Source organism: Rhizobium subbaraonis (assembly GCF_900220975.1).
Lineage (GTDB): Bacteria > Pseudomonadota > Alphaproteobacteria > Rhizobiales > Rhizobiaceae > Mycoplana > Mycoplana subbaraonis.
Genome location: NZ_OBQD01000006.1, coordinates 171,595 through 191,488 on the forward strand (window position 1 = coordinate 171,595; position 19,894 = coordinate 191,488).

Annotated in this window: 19 protein-coding genes; 10 read left to right on the forward strand and 9 right to left on the reverse strand. The window is 64.8% G+C overall.

Annotated elements, in window-relative coordinates; all coding sequences use genetic code 11:
- Positions 1-29 precede the first annotated feature (29 nt).
- Complete coding sequence (locus CRO48_RS10885) at positions 30-926, reverse strand: branched-chain amino acid ABC transporter permease (RefSeq protein ID WP_097139072.1); 897 nt, start codon at positions 924-926, stop codon at positions 30-32.
- A 67-nt stretch (positions 927-993) separates the two neighbouring features.
- On the opposite strand from CRO48_RS10885, the gene CRO48_RS10890 reads away from it, so the two are divergent.
- Together CRO48_RS10890 and CRO48_RS10895 are read left to right on the forward strand one after the other, a co-directional pair.
- On the forward strand, positions 994-1,548 hold the full coding sequence (locus CRO48_RS10890) for a CGNR zinc finger domain-containing protein (RefSeq protein WP_097139074.1): 555 nt from the start codon (positions 994-996) through the stop codon (positions 1,546-1,548).
- A complete protein-coding gene (locus CRO48_RS10895; RefSeq protein ID WP_097139076.1) occupies positions 1,545-2,054 on the forward strand; it encodes a hypothetical protein in 510 nt (169 codons plus the stop codon). The genes CRO48_RS10890 and CRO48_RS10895 overlap by 4 nt, the downstream gene beginning before the upstream one ends.
- A gap of 6 nt (positions 2,055-2,060) precedes the next feature.
- Here the strand turns inward: CRO48_RS10895 and pdxR are convergent, their stop codons facing one another.
- A complete protein-coding gene (gene pdxR / locus CRO48_RS10900) occupies positions 2,061-3,518 on the reverse strand; it encodes a MocR-like pyridoxine biosynthesis transcription factor PdxR (RefSeq protein ID WP_176526719.1) in 1,458 nt (485 codons plus the stop codon).
- A 50-nt stretch (positions 3,519-3,568) separates the two neighbouring features.
- On the opposite strand from pdxR, the gene CRO48_RS10905 reads away from it, so the two are divergent.
- Complete coding sequence (locus tag CRO48_RS10905; RefSeq protein WP_407071918.1) at positions 3,569-4,291, forward strand: pyridoxamine 5'-phosphate oxidase family protein; 723 nt, start codon at positions 3,569-3,571, stop codon at positions 4,289-4,291.
- Positions 4,292-4,416: 125 nt separating this feature from the next.
- Here CRO48_RS10905 and ndk read toward each other — a convergent pair whose 3' ends face one another.
- Positions 4,417-4,839: a nucleoside-diphosphate kinase gene (gene ndk, locus CRO48_RS10910; protein WP_097139081.1), complete on the reverse strand. Its 423-nt coding sequence runs from the start codon at positions 4,837-4,839 to the stop codon at positions 4,417-4,419.
- Positions 4,840-4,945: 106 nt separating this feature from the next.
- Entirely contained in the window at positions 4,946-5,635 is a 690-nt protein-coding gene (locus tag CRO48_RS10915; protein ID WP_097139082.1) for a glutathione S-transferase family protein, read from the reverse strand.
- A 141-nt stretch (positions 5,636-5,776) separates the two neighbouring features.
- On the opposite strand from CRO48_RS10915, the gene CRO48_RS10920 reads away from it, so the two are divergent.
- The 5 genes from CRO48_RS10920 to CRO48_RS10940 all read left to right on the forward strand — a co-directional run bounded on the left by CRO48_RS10920 (position 5,777) and on the right by CRO48_RS10940 (position 11,538).
- Positions 5,777-6,289, forward strand: a complete 513-nt coding sequence (locus tag CRO48_RS10920; protein WP_097139084.1) for a DinB family protein — start codon at positions 5,777-5,779, stop codon at positions 6,287-6,289.
- Positions 6,290-6,502: 213 nt separating this feature from the next.
- Positions 6,503-6,784, forward strand: a complete 282-nt coding sequence (locus CRO48_RS10925; RefSeq protein ID WP_097139086.1) for a hypothetical protein — start codon at positions 6,503-6,505, stop codon at positions 6,782-6,784.
- 162 nt (positions 6,785-6,946) lie between these two features.
- The gene (locus CRO48_RS10930) at positions 6,947-8,014 is read left to right on the forward strand and encodes a GGDEF domain-containing protein (protein ID WP_097139088.1); all 1,068 of its coding nucleotides are present in this window, start codon (positions 6,947-6,949) and stop codon (positions 8,012-8,014) included.
- A 104-nt stretch (positions 8,015-8,118) separates the two neighbouring features.
- Positions 8,119-10,008: an ABC-F family ATP-binding cassette domain-containing protein gene (locus tag CRO48_RS10935; protein ID WP_097139090.1), complete on the forward strand. Its 1,890-nt coding sequence runs from the start codon at positions 8,119-8,121 to the stop codon at positions 10,006-10,008.
- 423 nt (positions 10,009-10,431) lie between these two features.
- Complete coding sequence (locus CRO48_RS10940) at positions 10,432-11,538, forward strand: TRAP transporter substrate-binding protein (RefSeq protein ID WP_097139092.1); 1,107 nt, start codon at positions 10,432-10,434, stop codon at positions 11,536-11,538.
- Between the two features lie 195 nt (positions 11,539-11,733).
- On the opposite strand, the gene CRO48_RS10945 is transcribed toward CRO48_RS10940, so the two are convergent.
- Together CRO48_RS10945 and CRO48_RS10950 are read right to left on the reverse strand one after the other, a co-directional pair.
- Positions 11,734-13,548, reverse strand: a complete 1,815-nt coding sequence (locus CRO48_RS10945; RefSeq protein WP_097139094.1) for a TRAP transporter large permease — start codon at positions 13,546-13,548, stop codon at positions 11,734-11,736.
- Positions 13,545-14,120, reverse strand: coding sequence for a TRAP transporter small permease subunit (locus CRO48_RS10950; protein ID WP_097139096.1), 576 nt, complete (start codon positions 14,118-14,120; stop codon positions 13,545-13,547). The genes CRO48_RS10945 and CRO48_RS10950 overlap by 4 nt, the downstream gene beginning before the upstream one ends.
- A 245-nt stretch (positions 14,121-14,365) precedes the next feature.
- On the opposite strand from CRO48_RS10950, the gene CRO48_RS10955 reads away from it, so the two are divergent.
- Positions 14,366-15,292: a Gfo/Idh/MocA family protein gene (locus CRO48_RS10955; protein WP_097139098.1), complete on the forward strand. Its 927-nt coding sequence runs from the start codon at positions 14,366-14,368 to the stop codon at positions 15,290-15,292.
- Positions 15,293-15,299: 7 nt separating this feature from the next.
- On the opposite strand, the gene CRO48_RS10960 is transcribed toward CRO48_RS10955, so the two are convergent.
- A complete protein-coding gene (locus CRO48_RS10960; RefSeq protein ID WP_097139410.1) occupies positions 15,300-16,745 on the reverse strand; it encodes an aminotransferase-like domain-containing protein in 1,446 nt (481 codons plus the stop codon).
- 119 nt (positions 16,746-16,864) lie between these two features.
- Here CRO48_RS10960 and CRO48_RS10965 point away from each other — a divergent pair, with 119 nt between their 5' ends.
- Entirely contained in the window at positions 16,865-17,728 is an 864-nt protein-coding gene (locus CRO48_RS10965) for a DMT family transporter (RefSeq protein WP_097139100.1), read from the forward strand.
- Positions 17,729-17,876: 148 nt separating this feature from the next.
- Here CRO48_RS10965 and CRO48_RS10970 read toward each other — a convergent pair whose 3' ends face one another.
- Together CRO48_RS10970 and CRO48_RS10975 are read right to left on the reverse strand one after the other, a co-directional pair.
- Positions 17,877-18,326: a DNA polymerase III subunit chi gene (locus CRO48_RS10970; protein ID WP_097139102.1), complete on the reverse strand. Its 450-nt coding sequence runs from the start codon at positions 18,324-18,326 to the stop codon at positions 17,877-17,879.
- 5 nt (positions 18,327-18,331) lie between these two features.
- On the reverse strand, positions 18,332-19,822 hold the full coding sequence (locus CRO48_RS10975) for a leucyl aminopeptidase (RefSeq protein ID WP_097139104.1): 1,491 nt from the start codon (positions 19,820-19,822) through the stop codon (positions 18,332-18,334).
- Between the last annotated feature and the right edge of the window lie 72 nt (positions 19,823-19,894).

Consider the following 19,894-nt stretch of genomic DNA (forward strand, 5'->3'; position numbering starts at 1 on the left):
CGACCGGCGAGCCCGGTGCAAGCAGTTGTTCAGGGAATGGCCCGTTCGCGCCGGAAGACGACGAGAAGAAGAACCAGTGCCGAATAGATGACGAGGTCGCGCCAGAGAAAGGCGCCATAAGCGTTCCAGATCGTCTCGGCCAGGCCGAGTGCGACGCCGCCGAGCGCCGAGAGCACCGGCGTGGAATAGCCGCCGATCGCGGCGATGAAGAGCACTTTCACCCCGAAATTCAGGCCGGCGCCGAAATCCATGTTGCCGTAGTAGGCGGCGGCAAGAATTCCGGCCGCGCAGGCGATCAGCGCGGCGAGCGCGAAGGCGGACAGGAAGACGCGGGCTGCGTTTATGCCGCAGAGTTCCGCCGCCTGCCGGTCGTCGCAGACCGCGCGCCAGCGTCGCCCCCAGGCGGAGCGGGAGAGAAAGAGATGCCCGGTCAGCACGATCGCCGCCATCAGCGCGGCGTTGACAAGCTGCAGCACAGTCAGCGTCACCGGAAAGGTGGGGTCGCCCCACAGTTCGATCGGCCGGCTCCACAGCGGCGGCAGCCAGAGGCTGCGGGTATCGGAGGCGAGCCTGGCCACCTCCATCAGCACCAGCACGACACCAAGCGCAGCGACGACGACCGTGTTGTCAGAAGAAAATGCCAGCGGCCGCATCACGTGGCGGCCGACGACCATGCCCGCTCCCATGCCATAGACGACTGCCATCAGGGCGCCGAAAGCGACTGCCGCGGGCAGCACCAGCCACAGCCGGTTCCAGCCGACATCGGCAAACAGGATGAACATCTGGCCGGCAAAGGCAAAGATGGCGCCGTAGCTGACATCGGCCCGCCGCGTCACCGAAAACGCGATCGCATAACCGAAGGCGAGCACGGCATAGAGCGCGGAAACCGGCACCGCGTTGGCAATCTGCTGCAGGAAATAGGCCATGAAAATTTCCCGGATGACAGGAACACTATAACTGGTAAAGTTACTTTTACCAGTTAGGATAATCCGCATGAGCTTCACCTGGACCCCGCATCGTTTCGCCGGCGGCGCGTTGGCGCTGGACGTCGCCAATTCGGTGGTGATGCGAAGCGATCCGCAGCGCCGTGTCGACCGCTACGCCGATGCGTCTGCGCTGGAGGAATTCGCACATGCGGCCAATGCGCATTGTGCCGAACGGGACCTGGCGGGCGGCCTCGTTTCGGTAGTCCCGGAGCGGCGTTCGGCATTCATCGCCCTGCGCGAGGCGATCGACGGTCACTTTCGCGCGACCGCCGCCGGCGTGGGCACGCCCGAGCGCATGGCAATTCTGCTTGAGGCGATTGCCGGGACGCTTCGCGGCGCCGGGCATGATCCCGCATCCCTGGAGACGGCAACGGCGCAATCGGCGCTCAGGCTTTCGGCCAGCGCCGAGCCGGACCGGCTGAAGATCTGCCCCAATTGCGGCTGGCTGTTCATCGACCGCAGCCGCAATCGCTCGCGGGCCTGGTGCGACATGGCGGTCTGCGGCAACCGTGCCAAGGCAAGCCGGCACTACTACCGCCGCAGGGAGGAGAGCCGCGCATGATCGCCCTGCCCCGCCGCACCCTGCTCGCCAGCGCCCTGCTCCTCCTCGCCGCCTGCCAGCGTGAAACCGGACCGGATCCGCTGCATCTGACCGGCAAGATGTTCATCTTCAACTACCGGCTCGCCTACGCCACCTACATGATCACGCTGAACCGGACGGAGCCGTTGCCGGAGGGCGCGAAGGTGATCGCGGAGTTCGAAAATCCGGCCGGCGGATCGCCGCTGACGTTGACGCGGCAGCTGTTTCCCAAGCTCGAGAAGATCGTCCTGGAAAGCCCCGAGATCACATGCGTGAAAAAGGACAGGCCCTACCGCGTCGCGATCCGCGTGCTTGGACCCGACGGCAATCAGCTGCAGGAGATCGAAACGACCGTGATCTCCGATCTGGACCAGAGCGTTCTTCCCGCCGAGGCGCTCGTCGTCGGCCCGGCCTATGAGAAGAACCCGCGCATGTTCAGGGGCGGCAAGGCGCCTGAGCACTTCGCGCAGGCACAGTGTCCAGTCTGAACTCCCTCAGGCCTGCCGTTCGAGCGCTGCACGGAACGCGCTTGCCGCCCCGTGGAGCATGTCCGGCGGGAAGCCGGAAAAGCCTATCACGAGCCCCCGGCGAGGCGATTGCGACACCGCCATGGATGACAGCGCACGGACCCCGAGCCCCGCGGAGCGGGCAAGGATCACGAGATTGCTGTCATCCGTCGCAAGGGTCGATTCGGCCAGCAGGTGAAGGCCCTGCTCCGGAACGGTGACGGACAGCCCACGGGCGCCGTCGAGCCCGCCGACAAGGGCGTCGCGTGCCGCAATCAGCCGCCCTCTGGCGCGGCGGAGATGCGCAGCGAGATGCCCCTCGCGGATGAAATCCGTCAGTGGTGCCTCGACCAGCGTGGAGGGAAAGCGATCGGAAAGGTTGCGCAGGGCGACGAATTTCTCCCTCACGACTTCCGGCAGTACTGCATAGCCGATGCGAAGACCGGGTAGCAGCACCTTTGAGAACGTGCCGAGATAGACGACGCGGCCGGCGGCATCCAGCCCCTGCATGGCCGTCAGCGGCGGCCCGGCGTAGCGGAACTCGCTGTCGTAGTCGTCTTCGACAATCCACGCATCGTTGCGCTGCGCCCAGTCGAGCAGCGCCAGCCGGCGCCGCATGGTCATCGCCACGCCGAGCGGGAACTGGTGCGACGGCGTCACATACACCGCGCGCGCAGCCGGCAGCAGCGCCTCGCCCTGCTCGGGATCCAGTCCTTCGGAATCCACCGGCACGCCCTGCAGCCGGATGCCGTTTCCCTCGAAGGCGGCGCGGGCGCTCGTATAGCAGGGATCCTCGATCCAGGCGCCGTCGCCGGGCTTCAGCATCGCGCGGATGAAGAGGTCCAGACCCTGCTGGGTGCCCGTGGTGACGACGATCTGCTCGGCGTCGCAGCGCACGCCGCGCGCGCTGCGCAGATAGGCGGCGATCGCCTGGCGCAGCGCCGCACCGCCGCGCGGATCACCATAGTGGAAATGTTCGGGCGCGGGTCGCGCGAGATGGCGCGACAACAGCGTTCGGAAGATCTTCAGCGACCGGTCGTCGGCTGTGGCGACGCCAAGGGTACCCGGCAGCGGCATCGCGGGCTTCGGCAGCGGGCGTTCGGCCGATGGCACGTCCGCCGCAAGCTGGGGGACGGCGCCGCTGACATAGGTGCCGGCACCGACGCGCGCCACCGCGAAGCCATCGGCAATCAGCCGCTCGAAGGCTGCGACCACCGAGACGCGCGACATGCGCAACCGTGCCGCCAGATCGCGTGTCGGTGGCAGCTTGGACCCCGGCGGCACTGCCCCCGTCTCGATCAGCCTGCGCACCGCCTCGTAGAGCGCCCGCGTGCGGGGGCCGACACCGGGAAGAACGGGAACGAGCGCGGACCAGTCCGGTAGATTGGCCGGACGATTGGTCTGAATATTTGTCGATCGATTGGAGCTATTTCGAACCAATGGCATGCGGCATCTAGACCGCAGTCCAGAAGAAAGGCAAGACCACCATGTCCTCCATGCACGCCCTCGCACCGTCGGCCGAGTATCCGATCACCGACCGCAACCGGCTCAAGCGCCGGCACGACCGGGGAAGCTACGACCGCTGTTCGGTCCATGCGATCCTCGATGCGGCCATGCTCTGTCACGTCGCCTACGTCATCGACGGCCAGCCCTTCTGCACGCCGACCCTGTTCTGGCGCGAGGGCGACATGCTCTACTGGCACGGCTCATCGGCCAGCCGCATGCTGCGGCACCTGAAGGCGGGCACGCCGGCATGCCTGACCGTTTCACATCTCGACGGCCTTGTCCTGGCCCGCTCCGCCTTCAATCATTCGGCGAACTATCGCTCCGCCATGTGCTTCGGTACCGCGCGGATCGTCGATGACCCGGAGGAGAAGGCGGCGGCCATGCGCGCGGTCGTCGACCGCTTCTATCCCGGGCGCTCCGACGCACTTCGGCCGTTGACGGGCCAGGAGGCCAAGGCGACGACGTTCATCGGGATGGAGATCGAGCAGGCTTCGGCAAAAGTGCGGGCCAAGGGCGTTGCCGACGACGAGGAGGATTACGCGCTGCCGATCTGGGCAGGCGTGGTGCCGGTGCGGACCGTGCTCGGTGAAGTCGAGCCCTGTCCGCGGCTGATCGACGGCGTCGCACCGCCGCCCGAACTCGGCCTCTACCGCGCCGGCAGGTCGCTGGACGAAGGCCTGACCGAGGCGCAACACGCCTATGAGGAAGGCTGAAACGAGAGCCCCCAAATGCAAAACGCCCGGGGCACAGGCCCCGGGCGCTTTTCGTTTCACGATTGCATCTCTGCCGGCTCAGCCAATCCTATCAAGGACTTGCGAGCAGCATCTGCGACATCGATTCAGCCGACGATTTCGGTGTCGGAGAACCAGTACTTGATTTCCTGGGCGGCGGTTTCCGGGGCGTCGGAGCCGTGAACGGAGTTCTCGCCGATCGAGAGTGCGTGGGTCTTGCGGATCGTGCCTTCGTCGGCGTTGGCCGGGTTGGTCGCACCCATGATTTCGCGGTTCTTCAGGATGGCGTTTTCGCCTTCCAGAACCTGGACCACCGTCGGGCCGGAGGTCATGCCTTCGACGAGTTCACCGAAGAACGGGCGATCCTTGTGGACGGCGTAGAAGCCTTCGGCTTCGCGGCGGCTCATCCAGACGCGCTTGGAGGCGACGACGCGCAGGCCGGCATCCTCGAGCATCTTGGTGATAGCGCCCGTAAGGTTGCGCTTCGTCGCGTCCGGCTTGATCATCGAAAAGGTGCGTTCAATCGCCATAGTCTCATTTCCCTTGGTGACGGTGAAAGTGGCGGTTCATTACCCGCCAATTCGGCGCAAAACAAGGGGGCGTGGTCTCCATGGAGTTTCCGGATCGCCGCAAACGTCACGCCGCGCGAACGCTGCGACCCACGCCACCATGGAGATCCAGGCAACGCTCGAACCATAGCGAGACCGGATCGTCGGCTGCGAGCACGTCGGCGCGCGAGGTGATGCGCAGCCACTGGAGCGCGCCGAAGACAATGTAATCAGCAAAGAGCGGTGCGTCGCCGCCGATGAAGGGCTGCACCTTCAGCATATGCCGAAGGGGCTCGAGCTTGCCTGCGAAAGTCCTGATTTCGTCGGCGCGTGCCGCGGCGACCGTCTCCAGCGGCATGCCGAACCGCGCTTCCCGGCTTTCGCGGAAGTATCGCCTGTCTTCAGCGTCCAGCATGTCGTGGATGTCCAGCAGCGCGATACGGGTAACCGCCGGGTGCAAGGTGGTTTGCGACCACGCCTCGACAAATCGCGCAAGGGCGCGTCCCGCCTCTCCCTTGAACAGGGATGGCCGATCCGGATAGGCTTCGTCCAGGTGAAGGGCGATGGCAAAACTGTCTATCACCAGGCGCTCGCCGTCGCGCAGCACCGGCACCGTCTTGGTGGCACCGCCCTCAAGCTTCGGGATTTGCGTGAAGCCTACCGCTTCGACCTCGTACGGCAGACCCTTGTGGGCCAGCGCCAGCTTGACCTTCCAGACATGCGGCGAAAACGGGCGGTTGCGGTCGGTGCCGGTGAGGGCATAAAGCTTGATGTTCATGATTGCGTCCCGGAGTTGCCGCGTATCAATACCGGGGCGGCGGTTGAACTCAAATCAAAAAAAATCATTGGTGTCATCAGCAGCAGCGGCCGAAACGAGTGCTAGAGTCAGATTCGACTTGGACGGAATCTGGAAAAAACAATGCTCGAGCACTTCAAAACTTTCGCCGCATACAATGCATGGGCCAACCGGGCGATCTATGCGGAGGCCGCGGCGCTTTCTCCCTCCGCTTTCCGTGAGAACAGGGGCGCCTTCTTCGGCTCGATGCACGGAACGCTTAATCATATCCTGGCGGCAGACCAGATATGGATGCGCCGCTTCACCGGCACCGGCGACGCCCCGGGCCGTCTCGACGCCATCCTGCACGACGACGTCGAAAGCCTGCGGCAGGCGCGCATTGCCGAGGACCAGCGCATCATCGACTGGATCGCCTCCCTCGACGAGGAGAGCCTCGCCCGCGACATCACCTACAGTCCGCTCACGAACCCCGTTCCGGTCACTCACCGGCTCAGCCTGGGGCTCACCCATTTCTTCAACCACCAGACCCACCATCGCGGGCAATGTCACACCATCCTTACCTCGATGGGCCGTCCGAGCATCGTGCTCGACCTGATCTATTTCGCCCGCCAGGACAGCGGATTGGTGAAGAGCTGACCGGCGCCCCTCAATTCCCGCGCAACCCTTCCCCGAAATAGTGCTGAAACACTTCGGGCCTATGCCTGATGCGAAACGCAGTGCGGCGCCCTGTTCCTGTTACCAAAGTGACAGGTGGACCTGTCGGCCGATGCAATAGTCCGACCACCGGGGACGACCTGAAAGGCGAATGCCTGGACACCGACAACCTGCCCCGGCGGAGTGAGGGAAGACATGGCAAGAACGAGCGAGGAATGGAGCGCGCTTCTGGGGAGCGCGCTGTCGAAGATGGCCCTGGTACGCGGGACGGACAGTCCCGACGCCTATCTGCCCGACGACTGCTATCCGGTGATCGAGAAGGTCTTCGAGGTCGCGATGCAGGAGGCGCGCGCCGAGGGGTATGCGTCAGCCACGCGCGACATGCAGAAGGCAGCGGCCCAGCGCAGCAAGTCGTCCGAGGGCGGCATCTTGCGCCAGGTGATCCGCTCCGTCCCGATGGTCCGCCTGTTCGCCTGAAGGGATCGCCGCAAACATTGGCGGGCGCTGTCGCGCGGCTGGCGAAACCGATTCCGGAAACATCACTAAGCAACGGCTTCTTAAGGCTTATCAGCTAAAGATTGTAAATGCCGGCTCCGATCTGGGCCGGCGCTTCCGCGCGTTTTTACAGGCTGGTGAACCATGACCGCAAAGGCGAATGCACCGGATTGCCTCGCACGATCGGCCGCCGTCCTGGCGAAGATCGCGCAACTGATGACGAAGCTGGAAATCCCGGCCATTCCACGCAACTATGCCTTGCTCCACGAGGCCTTGACGGGAAGCAACACCGCGCTGGGCCGCGAGATCACCGCGCTCGGCAAGGCGCCGGCGCAGGACGCGCTCGATGCGATCGGCGTGCGGAACGGCCTGCCGGAGCACAATTCGCTCGTGCTCGGACACAGCGCGACAGACCTGATGCGCACGATCGCGGCGCTCGCTGCAGAAGCAGAAGGCGAGCGTCAGAAGCGCGTCAACGCGCTCACGCAGATCAATCAGATGATCGGCCGGTTGAAGGCTGATCCGGTGATGGCGATGTCGGATTTCGCAAGCCAGGCAGGCCTTCTGCTGTCGGCCGTGGAGAGCATGGTCGGCAGCGAGACCGCGCACTGCCAGCGCCTAGACACGCTCGTCGCACGGCTCGAGAACGTAGCTGCCGGTGCCGCCGCGGCCGAGACCGCGCTCCTGCACGACCCGATCACCGGGCTGGCCAACCGGGCCGCCCTGATGAACCGGCTCGCCGCCGCCTACGACGCCGAGGAGAACGCCGGCGGTGCGCTGCTGCTGATGCGCGTGGACCGGCTGAAAAGCCTGTCTGACAGCCATTCCGCCGGCGCCAGCGAGGATGCGCTGAAGCAGATCGCCACCATCTTCCGCAAGTCGATCAAGAAGCTCGACTACGTCGCCCGCGTGGGCGGCGACGGCTTTGCCTTCCTGTTCGACAAGGTCGATCGCGACAGCGTCGTGTCCATCGCCGAACGAATCCGCCAGCGCCTCGAACTGGAAGTCTTCCGCATCTCAGGGCGCGACTACCTGCCGGGCACGCTTTCGCTCACCGTTGGCGCCGCGCTGACAGAGGACGCCCAAAATTCCGGCGAACTCTACCGTCTCGCCATGCTGGCGCTGGAGGCCGCGAACGACAGCGGTACGTGCGTCTATTCGGTGGAACTGACCGAGCGAGCCGGCCGCGCCTACCGTCGCGACGTCGCCTGAAGCGGCGATCCTAGGTCGCACCGCCTGCCCGATGCCTGCGAGTGCCGGCATCGCGGGGCGCACCTCTTGCACTGCGGCGGGGTCGCACCCTATAGACGCCAGTCATGATCACGATTTCCGGCCTCTCTGCCCGCATCGCCGGGCGCCTGCTTCTCGACAACGCCTCCGTTTCGCTGCCTTCTGGCACCAAGGCGGGGCTCGTCGGCCGCAACGGCGCCGGCAAATCCACCCTCTTCCGCATCATCACCGGCGACTTTTCCTCCGAAGCCGGTTCGGTCTCGCTGCCGAAGAATGCGCGCATCGGACAGGTGGCGCAGGAAGCGCCGGGCACGGACGAGCCGCTGATCGACATCGTCCTTGCCGCCGACAAGGAGCGCGCAGCTCTGCTGAAGGAAGCGGAGACTGCGACCGATCCCCACAGGATCGCCGAGATCCAGACGCGGCTTTCCGACATCGGCGCCCATTCCGCCCAGGCGCGGGCCGCGAGCATTCTCGCCGGCCTCGGCTTCGACCACGAGGCCCAGCAGCGCCCGGCAAAGAGTTTTTCCGGCGGCTGGCGGATGCGCGTGGCGCTCGCAGCCGTTCTCTTCTCCGAACCGGACCTGCTGCTCCTCGACGAGCCGACCAACTATCTCGACCTCGAGGGCACGCTGTGGCTGGAGGACTACGTGCGGCGCTACCCGCACACGGTCCTGATCATCAGCCACGACCGCGACCTGCTCAACACGGCCGTCAACGCGATCGTCCATCTCGACCAGAAGAAGCTGACCTTCTACCGCGGCGGCTACGACCAGTTCGAGCGGCAGAAGGCGGAAGCCGACGAATTGCAGATGAAGGCCAAGGCGAAGAACGAGGCCGCGCGAAAACACCTGCAGAGCTTCATCGACCGCTTCAAGGCCAAGGCGACCAAGGCCCGGCAGGCGCAGAGCCGCGTCAAGGCGCTGGAACGCATGGGGACGGTGGCGGCCGTGATCGAGGACCACGTGCAAGGCTTCACCTTTCCCGAGCCCGATAAGCAGCCCGCCTCCCCGATCATCGCCGTCAACGGCGGCGCCGTCGGCTATGAGCCGGGCAAGCCGATCCTGAAACGGATGAACCTGCGCATCGACAACGACGATCGCATCGCCCTGCTCGGCTCGAACGGCAACGGCAAATCGACTTTCGCCAAGTTCATCTCCGGCAAGCTTGCAGCCGACAGCGGCGAGGTGAAGACCGCGCCGGGGCTGAAGGTCGGCTTCTTCGCCCAGCACCAGTTGGACGACCTCGTGCCGACCCAGAGCGCCGTCGAGCACGTGCGCCGGCTGATGGCGGATGCGCCGGAGGCCAAGGTGCGGGCGCGCGTCGCCCAGATGGGGCTTGCGACCGAGAAGATGGACACGCCCGCCAAGGACCTGTCCGGCGGCGAGAAGGCGCGGCTTTTGATGGGGCTTGCCGCCTTCGACGCGCCGAACCTCCTGATCCTCGACGAGCCGACCAACCACCTCGATATCGACAGCCGCCGGGCGCTGATCGAGGCGCTCAACGACTATCCCGGCGCCGTCATCCTGATCTCGCACGATCGCCACCTGATCGAGGCGACCGTCGACCGGCTGTGGCTGGTCAAGGATGGCACGGTGACAAGCTTCGAAGGCGACCTGGAGGAATACCGAACCCTGATCGTCGGCGGCGCGAAGCCGAAGGAAGACAAGTCGCGCCCCGTTCCCGGCGACGAGGGCCTCTCCAAGGCCGACCAGCGCAAGGCCAATGCCGACCGCCGCGCCTCTCTGGCGCCTCTGCGGAAGAAGATCAACGAAATCGAATCGTTGACGGGAAAGCTTGAGAAACAGATTCAGGCGCTCGACACCGAGCTGGCCGACCCCCAGCTTTACGAGAAGAACCCGGCCAAGGCTGCGCAGAAGGCGAAGGAGCGTTCGGATGCGGCCGCAAGGCTTGCCGCGGCCGAGGAGCAATGGCTGGAGCTGTCTTCGGAGTACGAAGAGGCGATGGCAGGCTAGTACCCCATCTTTCGGCCTTGAAGGCCACGGCCCTGGCAATTGCGGCAGGGCCGATGACGCGGCTGCCGCAAAACCAAGGAAGGCTCTCCCACCCTCCCCGCACAGGGAGGGCTCAATCTGGATATCCAAGATGGCGAGCGGGGACGGTGGTCTTCCTCTTTGCCTGTAGACAGGTGGCCGACCGACCAGAAGGTGAGCTGCCGGACGAGACCGTCCGGTGCCAAGCATGGCGATCGATTTTGCCCGGCATGACGGGAAACGCCTAAAAAACATGCAGATAGCGGCTGCAAAGGATCTTAGACCAAAGTCGCATTCACGCTCACCCGGGGATTGGACCGGCGCGCTTGAATAGGCCTTCCCGACATGGTTAGGTTTGCAACGATAACCAAGGGGCTGGGAGGCCCCGCCATTGGGAGGGAAATAATGGATCGTCGTTCGTTCTTCAAGAAAGCCGGTGCTGCCGGCGTGGGCGCTGCTGCCGCCACAGCACTCGCCGCACCGGCGCTTGCGCAGACCAATCCGAAAATCAACTGGCGCCTCGCCTCGTCGTTCCCCAAGTCGCTCGATACGATCTACGGCGGCGCGGAAACGCTGTCGAAGTATCTGTCCGAGGCCACCGACGGCAATTTCCAGATCCAGGTCTTTGCTGCCGGTGAAATCGTGCCCGGCCTGCAGGCTGCCGACGCAGCCGCCGCCGGCACCGTCGAGGCCTGCCATACGGTATCCTATTACTACTGGGGCAAGGACCCGGTCTGGGCGCTGGGGGCTGCCGTGCCGTTCGCGCTCAACGCCCGCGGTATGAACGCCTGGCAGTATCACGGCGGCGGCATCGACCTCTTCAACGAGTTCATGGCCACGCAGAGCCTGGTCGCGCTGCCCTGCGGCAACACGGGCGTGCAGATGGGCGGCTGGTTCCGCAAGGAAATCAAGACGGTCGCCGACCTGCAGGGCCTGAAGATGCGCATTGGCGGCTTCGCGGGCAAGATCGTCGAACGCCTCGGCGTCGTGCCGCAGCAGATCGCCGGCGGCGACATCTACCCCGCGCTCGAAAAGGGCACGATCGACGCTGCCGAATGGACCACGCCTTACGACGACGAGAAGCTCGGCTTCTACAAGGTCGCGCCCTACTATTACTATCCGGGCTTCTGGGAAGGCGGCCCCACCGTGCATGCGATGTTCAACAAGGCTGCCTACGAAGGGCTGCCGAAGAACTACCAGTCGCTGCTGCGCACCGCCTGCCAGGCGGCTGACGCCAACATGCTGCAGAAGTACGACTGGCTGAACCCGCCGGCGATCAAGCGCCTCGTCGCCGCCGGCGCGAAGCTCGCCCCGTTCTCGGCGGAAATCCTTTCGGCCTGCTTCGACAAGTCGAACGAGGTCTATGCCGAGATCGAGGCCACCAACCCGACCTTCAAGACGATCTGGGATTCGATCAAGGCGTTCCGCGGCGAGTACTACCTCAACGCCCAGATCGCCGAATACAACTACGACACCTTCATGATGATCCAGCAGCGGGGCGGCAAGCTCTAAGGCCGGACATTGATCGTCTTGCGATGCGACCCGGGGCAGTGCCCCGGGTTTTTCTTTGCACGCTGGGCAGTCTTGCCCTTCAGGCCCTCACGCGGCGACAAGCTGCCGTCGCGGAGAGCGGCCGGCTCATCGACAAGGCCTGCCAAACGCAAACGGGCCGGCTTTCGCCGGCCCGCGGATCCGCAGCCCCTGTAATCAGTTGAAGGACGGGGGCTGGCTCAAGTCGTTTGCAGGAGCCGCCGGCGCCGGCTGTCCGCCAGCGCCCCCATTGGTGCCGCCATTCTGGCCGCCGTCGGGTGCGGCCGGCGGTTGTTCGAGCGGATTGCCGCCCGGCAGTTGCAGCCCGCCCGGCAGGCCGAGGCCGCCGCCATTGTCGGGCAGACCGAGCCCCTGCCCACCGAAGCCCGGCACATCGATCGTAATCGTCGAGGGATCGACTGTGGACGCATCGCCCTTGTAGTGCATGACCATCTGCGGGAGCATGATCGTCAGCGCGACCATCACGAGTTGGATGCAGACGAACGGCACGGCACCCCAATAGATCTGCCCGGTCGTCACCGGCGCGATCTTCTTGCCGGTGATCTTGTCGATATACGGCACCTTGGCCGCCACCGAGCGCAGGAAGAACAGGGCAAAGCCGAACGGCGGATGCATGAAGCTCGTCTGCATGTTGATGCCCAGCAGCACGCCGAACCAGATCAGGTCGATCCCCAGCTTGTCGGCCGCCGGTGCCAGAAGCGGCACGATGATGAAGGCGAGTTCGAAGAAATCGAGGAAGAACGCCAGGAAGAACACCAGGATGTTCACGGCGATCAGGAAGCCGGTTTCCCCGCCCGGCAGAGAGACGAGCAGGTGCTCGACCCAGAGATGGCCGTTGACGCCGTAGAAGGTGAGCGAAAAGACGCGCGCGCCGATCAGGATGAACAGCACGAAGGACGACAGCCGCGTGGTGGCGGCCAGCGCCTGGCGGATCACGTCGAGGTTCAGCCGCCCTTTCGCCGCCGCCAGGATCAGGGCGCCGACGGCACCCATCGCACCGCCTTCGGTCGGCGTCGCGATGCCGAGGAAAATGGTGCCGAGCACGAGGAAGATCAGCGCCAGCGGCGGGATCAGCACGATGATGACCTGCTGTGCCAGTCGCGACATCGCGTTGACCTTCAGGCCCTTGTCGAGCAGCGCGACGATGTAGATGAACAGCACGCCGACCGTGCCGCCGAGAATATCCGCATTCTCGCCATGTGTCGGATAGAGAAAGACATGCGCGCCATAGGCGATCGCAGCCGCCACCACGAGCGCGACCGCAAGCGAGGTGACGCCCGAACCCAGCGAACGCGCCTCCAGCGGCAAAGCGGGCATCGAGTCGGGCCGGATGATCGACATCAGCATGATGTAGCCGGTGTAGAGGCCTGTCAGGACGAGACCGGGGATCAGTGCGCCGGCATACATGTCGCCGACGGAGCGGCCGAGCTGGTCGGCCAGAACGATCAGCACGAGCGACGGCGGGATGATCTGGGCCAGCGTGCCGGAAGCCGCAATGACGCCGGAGGCGACGCGCCGGTCATAGCCATAGCGCAGCATGATCGGCAGCGAGATCAGGCCCATGGCGATGACCGAGGCGGCGACGACGCCGGTGGTGGCCGCCAGCAGCGCGCCGACGAAGATCACCGCATAGGCCAGGCCGCCGCGGATCGGGCCGAAGAGCTGGCCGATCGTGTCGAGCAGGTCCTCGGCCATGCCGGATTTCTCCAGAACGATGCCCATGAAGGTGAAGAACGGGATCGCCAGCAGCGTCTCGTTCGACATCACCCCCCAGAACCGGTCCGGCAGCGCGTTCAGCAACGGCCAGGAGAGATTGATCGAATCCGACAGCGGCGCGAGCTCGACGCCGATGATGAAGAAGAGCAGGCCGTTTGCCGCGAGCGAGAACGCCACCGGGTATCCCAGGAGCAGGAACACCACGAGTGAGACGAACATGATCGGCGCGAGGTTGTCCGCAATGAACTCGATCATGCGCGCCCCTCCTCGGAACCGGTCTCTTCCAGAGCCTGATGGACCGGCTCATAGGGTGCCGGATCGTCCATGTCTCCGCGGATGATCGCCACCTTCTTGATGATCTCGGAAATGCCCTGCGCGCCGAGGAGCAGGAAGCCGGCCAGCAAAATCGCCTTGGCCGGCCAGAGAATCAGGCCGCCGGCGCTGGAAGAGCCCTCGCCCGAGCGGTAGGACATGCTGACATAGGGGATGAAGTAATAGATCATCAGCAGAACGAACGGCATCAGGAAGAAGCAGTGGCCGAACAGGTCGATGAAGTGCTGTGTCCGGCGCGAGAACTTGCCGTAGACGATGTCGATGCGGATGTGTTCGTTCTGCGCCAGCGTATAGGCGGCGGCCAGCATGAAGGCGCCGCCGAACAGATACCACTGCGCTTCGAGCCATGCGTTGGAGGAGATGTTGAACACCTTCCGCACCACCGCATTGCCGGCACTTACGAGCACCGCGACGAGAATCAGCCAGGACACCGCCTTGCCGATCTTTTCGGTAACAAAATCAATAATTCGGCTCAGGCCGAGCAGCGCTCCCATCGCATTCCTCCCCGCAAGGCTTTGTTGCTCTCTTGTTTGCCATGCACAGTCAGAGTGCCCATTTCAAGCCGGGTTTCAAGCGCAAAGCCCGGTTTTCCCGGTCCGAGGGCGACCATTAGACGAAAGGCGAATGGGCCCGCGACAGGATTGCACAAGAGATAGGCACAGTGAGAAAAGACTGTCTTGCCGCCGCCACGCATTCTGCTAAAACACCCTCAATTATCATACAAATCGAGCGAAGCACCATGTCCCCGATCCATCTCGCCATCGTCGGCGTCGGCAAGATCGCCCGCGATCAGCACCTCCCTTCGATCGCAAAGAACCCCGACTTCCAGCTCGTCGCGGCCGCCAGCCGTCACGGTTCGGTCGATGGCATCGACAACTTCACCTCCATCGATGAAATGCTGGAAAAGGTGCCGGGTATCGAGGCCGTGTCGCTCTGCATGCCGCCGCAGCATCGGTACGACGCGGCGTACAAGGCGCTCAACGCCGGCAAGCACGTCTTCATGGAGAAGCCGCCGGGGGCGACGCTGAGCGAGGTTGAGGACCTGCAGGCGCTGGCAGACCGCAAGGGACTGTCGCTCTTTGCCAGCTGGCATTCGCGCTATGCTCCGGCCGTCGAAGCGACCAAGGCCTTCCTTGCCTCCACGACGATCCGCTCGATGAAGGTGATCTGGAAGGAGGACGTCCGTCATTGGCATCCGAACCAGGAATGGATCTGGCAGGCCGGCGGGCTCGGCGTCTTCGATCCCGGCATCAACGCATTGTCGATCGTCACCCACATCCTGCCGAAGCCGGTGTTCATCACGAGGGCAACTCTCGAGTTTCCTGAAAACCGCGACGCCCCGATCGCAGCCGACATCACCTTCACCGATGCCGACGGCCTCGACCTTTCCGCCGAATTCGACTGGCGCCAGACCGGCAAGCAGAGCTGGGACATCGTCGCCGACACCGAGGCCGGCCAGATGGTTCTCTCCGAAGGCGGCGCGAAGCTCTCGATCGACGGCGTGCTGAAGCACGAGGAGCCGGAGCAGGAATATCCGATGCTCTACAAGCGCTTCGCCGAGATCGTCAAAGCCGGAAAGTCGGATGTCGACCTTGCCCCGCTGCGCCACGTCGCCGACGCCTTCATGCTGGGACGACGCAAGTTCGTGGACGCGTTCCACGACTGAGGTGGTTTCATTCCGGGCCAGGCAAGGTGGATAGGGCGCGGCTCGCGCCCTTCGCGGATACGTCCTTCATGACGTCCGCGAGGATCCTGTAGATGCGGGGATCGAGCGTGTGGGCCACGTTGAATCGGAAGAAGCTGCCAGCACCGTGCGACACGCTGAACACATTTCCCGGCGCAAGCACGATGCCTTGCTCACGCGCGGATTGCGCGATCTGCGTTGAGTCCAGCCCCTCCGGCAAACGGCACCATAGGTTGAACCCGCCCCGCGGCATGAGCCAGGGTTCCATCCCCAGCCCGTGCAATCGGGCCGCCACCTCCCGGCGCGCCCTCACCAGTCTCTGCCGCACCTCGTCCATGTGCTTTCGATAACCCCCACCCGCCAACACATGCGCAATCAGTTCGGCAGCGACCGGGCTCGGACCTCCGAAGTTCGTCGCGACCTGCAGGTCCACCAGCCCCTCGATCCAGTCGGCCCGCGCGGCGACGTATCCGCAACGCACGGATGCCGACAGCGTCTTCGAGAAGCTGCCGATCCGGATCACGCGATCAAGGCCATCGAGCGTGGCAAGGCGCGTGGACGGTGACGGCTCGAAATCGGCGAAAATGTCGTCCTCGACGATGATCAGATCATGCTGGACTGCCAGTTTCAGCAGACGGTGCGCAGACTGGGGGGACAGCGTCGCACCGGTCGGATTGTGGAGCGCCGAATTGGTGATGTAGATGCGTGGACGTTCGGCGTTCAACAGGGCCTCGAAGGCCTGCACATCGGGACCGGACGGCGTGTAGGGCACGCCCATGATCTTGACCTGATGCGCCCCGAGCAACGCCCGGAAATTGAAGTAGCAGGGATCGTCGATCAGGACGGTGTCGCCCGGGCGCAGCACGAAACGGCATACCAGGTCGAGCGCCTGCGTGCCGCTGCCGGCCAAAATCAGCTGTGCCGGCTGCGCTTCCATACCCTCTTCCGCCAGACGGTTCAGAAGAATGCGGCGCAGCGCCGGGGAGCCGCGCGTGCTGCCGTAATAGGCGAGCGTCTCGTCGGCGCCGCGCGCCAGCGCCCGCATGGCGCGCCGGAGCGCCTCGTTCGGCATCCAGTCCGCCGGAAGCCAGCCGCATCCGGGCTTCAGCACCGCCTCGTCGGAATCGAGTGATTGCCGTGACACCCAGAACGGATCGACCGCCCTGAGACACGGCGACTGCGAATCCGAAAGCCTCAGCGGCTGCAGGGCATTGCCGGATACGAAGAACCCCGAGCCCCTCTGGGCACGGATCAATCCTTCAGCCGCCAGCCGGTCATAGGCGTCGACCACCGTGGACGGCGAAACGCCCATGGTTGCGGCAAAGCTGCGGACCGACGGCAGGCGGTCCCCCGCCGCAAGGGCGCGCGTGGCAATCCTCGTCCTGATTGCCTCCATGAGATCCAGTGTCCGTTTTCCCGCAACTCGACGCGCCATGGCAAACTCCGGCAAATTGTACTGGTCAATGTTTTGGTACAGTTTTCCGAAATTGTATCAATCTGTGCCTGTTGCCGCCAGCGCCCCGCACCTAGAAAGACGGAGGAAAGCGAGGCGACATGAGAACTTCCATGGAGGGTTGGGGCAGCGGACTGGTCGGCGTGATCATATTCAGCGGGTCGCTGCCGGCGACACGTGTCGCAGTATCGGATTTCTCTCCGCTGTTTTTGACTTCGGCGCGGGCGATCATTGCCGCATTTCTTGGCGCTGCGCTGCTCCTCATGCTTCGCCAGCCCAGGCCCGCCACCGGCGACCTCCTGTCCCTTGCGCTCGTCTCCCTCGGAGTCGTGATCGGATTTCCGCTGCTGACGGCGCTGGCACTCCAGCACATCACGGCTGCCCAGTCGATCGTCTTCATCGGGCTGCTTCCTTTGGCCACCGCAATCTTCGGCGTGCTCCGCGGCGGAGAGAGACCCAGGCCGGCCTTCTGGCTGTTCTCGGGGATCGGCAGCTTCATGGTCGCCGGCTACGCCGCAACCTCGGGCATAGCAGTGTCCGTCACCGGCGACCTGCTGATGATCGCCGCCATCGTCGCCTGCGGACTGGGCTATGCGGAAGGCGCGAAGCTGTCGCGGACCTTGGGCGGATGGCAGGTCATCTCCTGGGCGCTCATCCTGTCGCTACCGCCCATGGCAGTCATCGCGCTGGCAACGCTCCCACCCACATGGCACGACATTTCCGGCCTGTCATGGATCGGCCTTGCCTACGTGTCCGTGTTCAGCATGCTGCTCGGCTTCGTCTTCTGGTACCGGGGCCTCGCCGTCGGGGGAATCGCGGGCGTAGGTCAGTTGCAACTGCTTCAGCCCTTCTTCGGACTGCTGCTGGCGGCAGGGCTCCTCGGTGAGCGGGTGAGTTGGTTGATGTTCGCAACCACATTTGCCGTCGTCCTGTGCGTCGCCTGCGCACGACGCTACGCCCGCTGACCCCGTCCTCACCCCGCCCGCTGGCAAGCGCGTCAGCGACCGCTCGCCCCCGCCTCATGCCCGGCATCACGGCCCGATTGCGGACGTTTCGTCGTCGAGCGGGACCGGCTCATGCCAAGATCCGGCGTACGCAAGCGGCGGGCGGGCATCACGCCTTCTTCACCCAGCGTCCGTCGTTGTTCTGCTGCCAGTAGGTCAACTGGTGCCCCTCGCCCTTGAGCCGCTTCCAGTGACCGCGCGCGGCGTCGAGTTCGGGTTGGTCGTGGCCGTCGAACATGAAGATGACGCGATCGTAGCCGTCGAGCGGCGGCGGTTCGGCGCCATCGACCAGAAAGCGCACCGTCGCCGCATTCGCGTTGTCCGAACCGTTCGTCAAAAGCACCGGTTGATCGGCGGCATTGGGCTGCTCGTCGGTGCCGTGCGGCAGGAAGCTTTCCTCGCGGTACGTCCACAGATGGGTGTCGAGCGCGTCGCGCCGCTCGGCCGTACCGGTCTGGACGACGACCCGCCAGCCGCGCTCGAGGCTCTTGTCGAGCAGCGGCGGCAGGGCGTCTTCCAGTTTCGATTCGGTCAGGTGGTAGAACAGGATCTCGCTCAAGGCGATCAGCTCTCGTACTGCGCCCGCACCAGCTCGTCGAGCAGCCGCACGCCGAAGCCCGAGCCCCAGGACTGGTTGATCTCGTCGGTCGGCGAGCCCATCGCGGTGCCGGCGATATCGATATGGGCCCAGGGCGTGTCCTTGACGAACCGGTGGAGGAACTGGGCGGCGGTGATCGAGCCCGCATAGCGGCCGCCGGTATTCTTCATGTCGGCGAACTTGCTGTCGATCATCTTGTCGTATTCCTTGCCGAGCGGCAGGCGCCAGACCCGCTCGTTGGTGGCGAGGCCGGCCGCCGTCAGCCGTGCGGCCAGCGTGTCGTCGTTGGAAAACAGCCCGGCGTGATGGCTGCCGAGCGCGACCATGACCGCGCCCGTCAGCGTCGCAAGGTCGATCATGAATTGCGGCTTGAAGCGGTCGTTGCAGTACCAGAGCGCGTCGCAAAGGACGAGCCGCCCCTCGGCGTCGGTGTTGATCACCTCGATCGTCTGGCCGGACATGGAGGTGACGATGTCGCCGGGGCGCTGGGCGTTGCCGTCCGGCATGTTCTCGACGAGGCCGAGGATGCCGACGGCGTTGACCTTCGCCTTGCGGGCGGCCAGCGTGTGCATCAGGCCGATGACGGCGGCGGCACCGCCCATATCGCCCTTCATGTCCTCCATGCCGGCTGCCGGCTTGATCGAGATGCCGCCGGTATCGAAGACGACGCCCTTGCCGACGAAAGCCACCGGCTTGTCCTTCGCCTTGCCGCCCTTCCACTGCATGATGGCAAGACGCGGCGGACGAACGGAGCCCTGCGCGACCCCGAGAAGGGCGCCCATGCCGAGCTTCTTCATCTCGCGCTCGGTGAGGATTTCCACTTCCACGCCAAGCTTCTCCAGCGCCTTCGCCTTTTCGGCGAATTCGACGGGACCAAGGATGTTGGCCGGCTCGTTGACGAGATCGCGCGCCAGGAGCACACCCTCCGCGACCGCCTCGCTGTCCTCAAAGGCCTTCTTGGCAGCCGATGCGGCCGCGGTGACGATCGATACCTTGATCGCCTTCTTGCCGTTCGATTTCTGCTCGTCCTCGTCCTTTTTCGTCTTGTAGGTATCGAAACGATAGGCGCCCAGCAGGAGCCCGAGGGCGAAATCAGCCGCGGCCTGGCCGCCGGCATCGACGCCTTCCGCATCGAGATAGACCGCGACCGATTCGGCGCTGCCGATCTTGCCCGACGCCAAGCCGCCCGCCTTCAGCCAATCATTGGCCGTCAGCTTTTCGGGGGCACCGAGGCCCAGGAGAACGATGCGATCGAACGGCGAACCGTGCGGCGCGACGACGTCGAGGCTTTTCAGCGCCTTGCCCTTGAAGCGACCGACTTCGGCAGCCCGCGGCAGCACGCCGGCCGGATCGACCTCTGCCGGGGCACCGATCCCACCTGCCGTCTGCAGGACGATCGCAGTGCCGCCGGCGGGCTTGAGCGCCATTACGAAAGTGACATCGAACTTCTGGGACATGGTCTACTCCAAGGGTATGCAATCGGCCGCACCTTCGAAGGCGGCCTGGTTCCACAGGTTGCGCGGTTGACT

Excerpts from the sequence above, each read along its gene's own strand:
- CRO48_RS10890 (WP_097139074.1), top strand. The coding sequence starts at position 994 with ATGAGCTTCACCTGGACCCCGCATCGTTTCGCCGGCGGCGCGTTGGCG.
- CRO48_RS10950 (WP_097139096.1), bottom strand. The coding sequence starts at position 14,120 with ATGGGAGCGCTGCTCGGCCTGAGCCGAATTATTGATTTTGTTACCGAA.
- CRO48_RS10930 (WP_097139088.1), top strand. The coding sequence starts at position 6,947 with ATGACCGCAAAGGCGAATGCACCGGATTGCCTCGCACGATCGGCCGCC.
- CRO48_RS10920 (WP_097139084.1), top strand. The coding sequence starts at position 5,777 with ATGCTCGAGCACTTCAAAACTTTCGCCGCATACAATGCATGGGCCAAC.
- CRO48_RS10965 (WP_097139100.1), top strand. The coding sequence starts at position 16,865 with ATGAGAACTTCCATGGAGGGTTGGGGCAGCGGACTGGTCGGCGTGATC.
- CRO48_RS10955 (WP_097139098.1), top strand. The coding sequence starts at position 14,366 with ATGTCCCCGATCCATCTCGCCATCGTCGGCGTCGGCAAGATCGCCCGC.
- ndk (WP_097139081.1), bottom strand. The coding sequence starts at position 4,839 with ATGGCGATTGAACGCACCTTTTCGATGATCAAGCCGGACGCGACGAAG.
- CRO48_RS10975 (WP_097139104.1), bottom strand. The coding sequence starts at position 19,822 with ATGTCCCAGAAGTTCGATGTCACTTTCGTAATGGCGCTCAAGCCCGCC.
- CRO48_RS10885 (WP_097139072.1), bottom strand. The coding sequence starts at position 926 with ATGGCCTATTTCCTGCAGCAGATTGCCAACGCGGTGCCGGTTTCCGCG.
- CRO48_RS10895 (WP_097139076.1), top strand. The coding sequence starts at position 1,545 with ATGATCGCCCTGCCCCGCCGCACCCTGCTCGCCAGCGCCCTGCTCCTC.
- pdxR (WP_176526719.1), bottom strand. The coding sequence starts at position 3,518 with ATGCCATTGGTTCGAAATAGCTCCAATCGATCGACAAATATTCAGACC.
- CRO48_RS10960 (WP_097139410.1), bottom strand. The coding sequence starts at position 16,745 with ATGGCGCGTCGAGTTGCGGGAAAACGGACACTGGATCTCATGGAGGCA.
- CRO48_RS10935 (WP_097139090.1), top strand. The coding sequence starts at position 8,119 with ATGATCACGATTTCCGGCCTCTCTGCCCGCATCGCCGGGCGCCTGCTT.
- CRO48_RS10940 (WP_097139092.1), top strand. The coding sequence starts at position 10,432 with ATGGATCGTCGTTCGTTCTTCAAGAAAGCCGGTGCTGCCGGCGTGGGC.
- CRO48_RS10925 (WP_097139086.1), top strand. The coding sequence starts at position 6,503 with ATGGCAAGAACGAGCGAGGAATGGAGCGCGCTTCTGGGGAGCGCGCTG.
- CRO48_RS10905 (WP_407071918.1), top strand. The coding sequence starts at position 3,569 with ATGCACGCCCTCGCACCGTCGGCCGAGTATCCGATCACCGACCGCAAC.
- CRO48_RS10915 (WP_097139082.1), bottom strand. The coding sequence starts at position 5,635 with ATGAACATCAAGCTTTATGCCCTCACCGGCACCGACCGCAACCGCCCG.
- CRO48_RS10945 (WP_097139094.1), bottom strand. The coding sequence starts at position 13,548 with ATGATCGAGTTCATTGCGGACAACCTCGCGCCGATCATGTTCGTCTCA.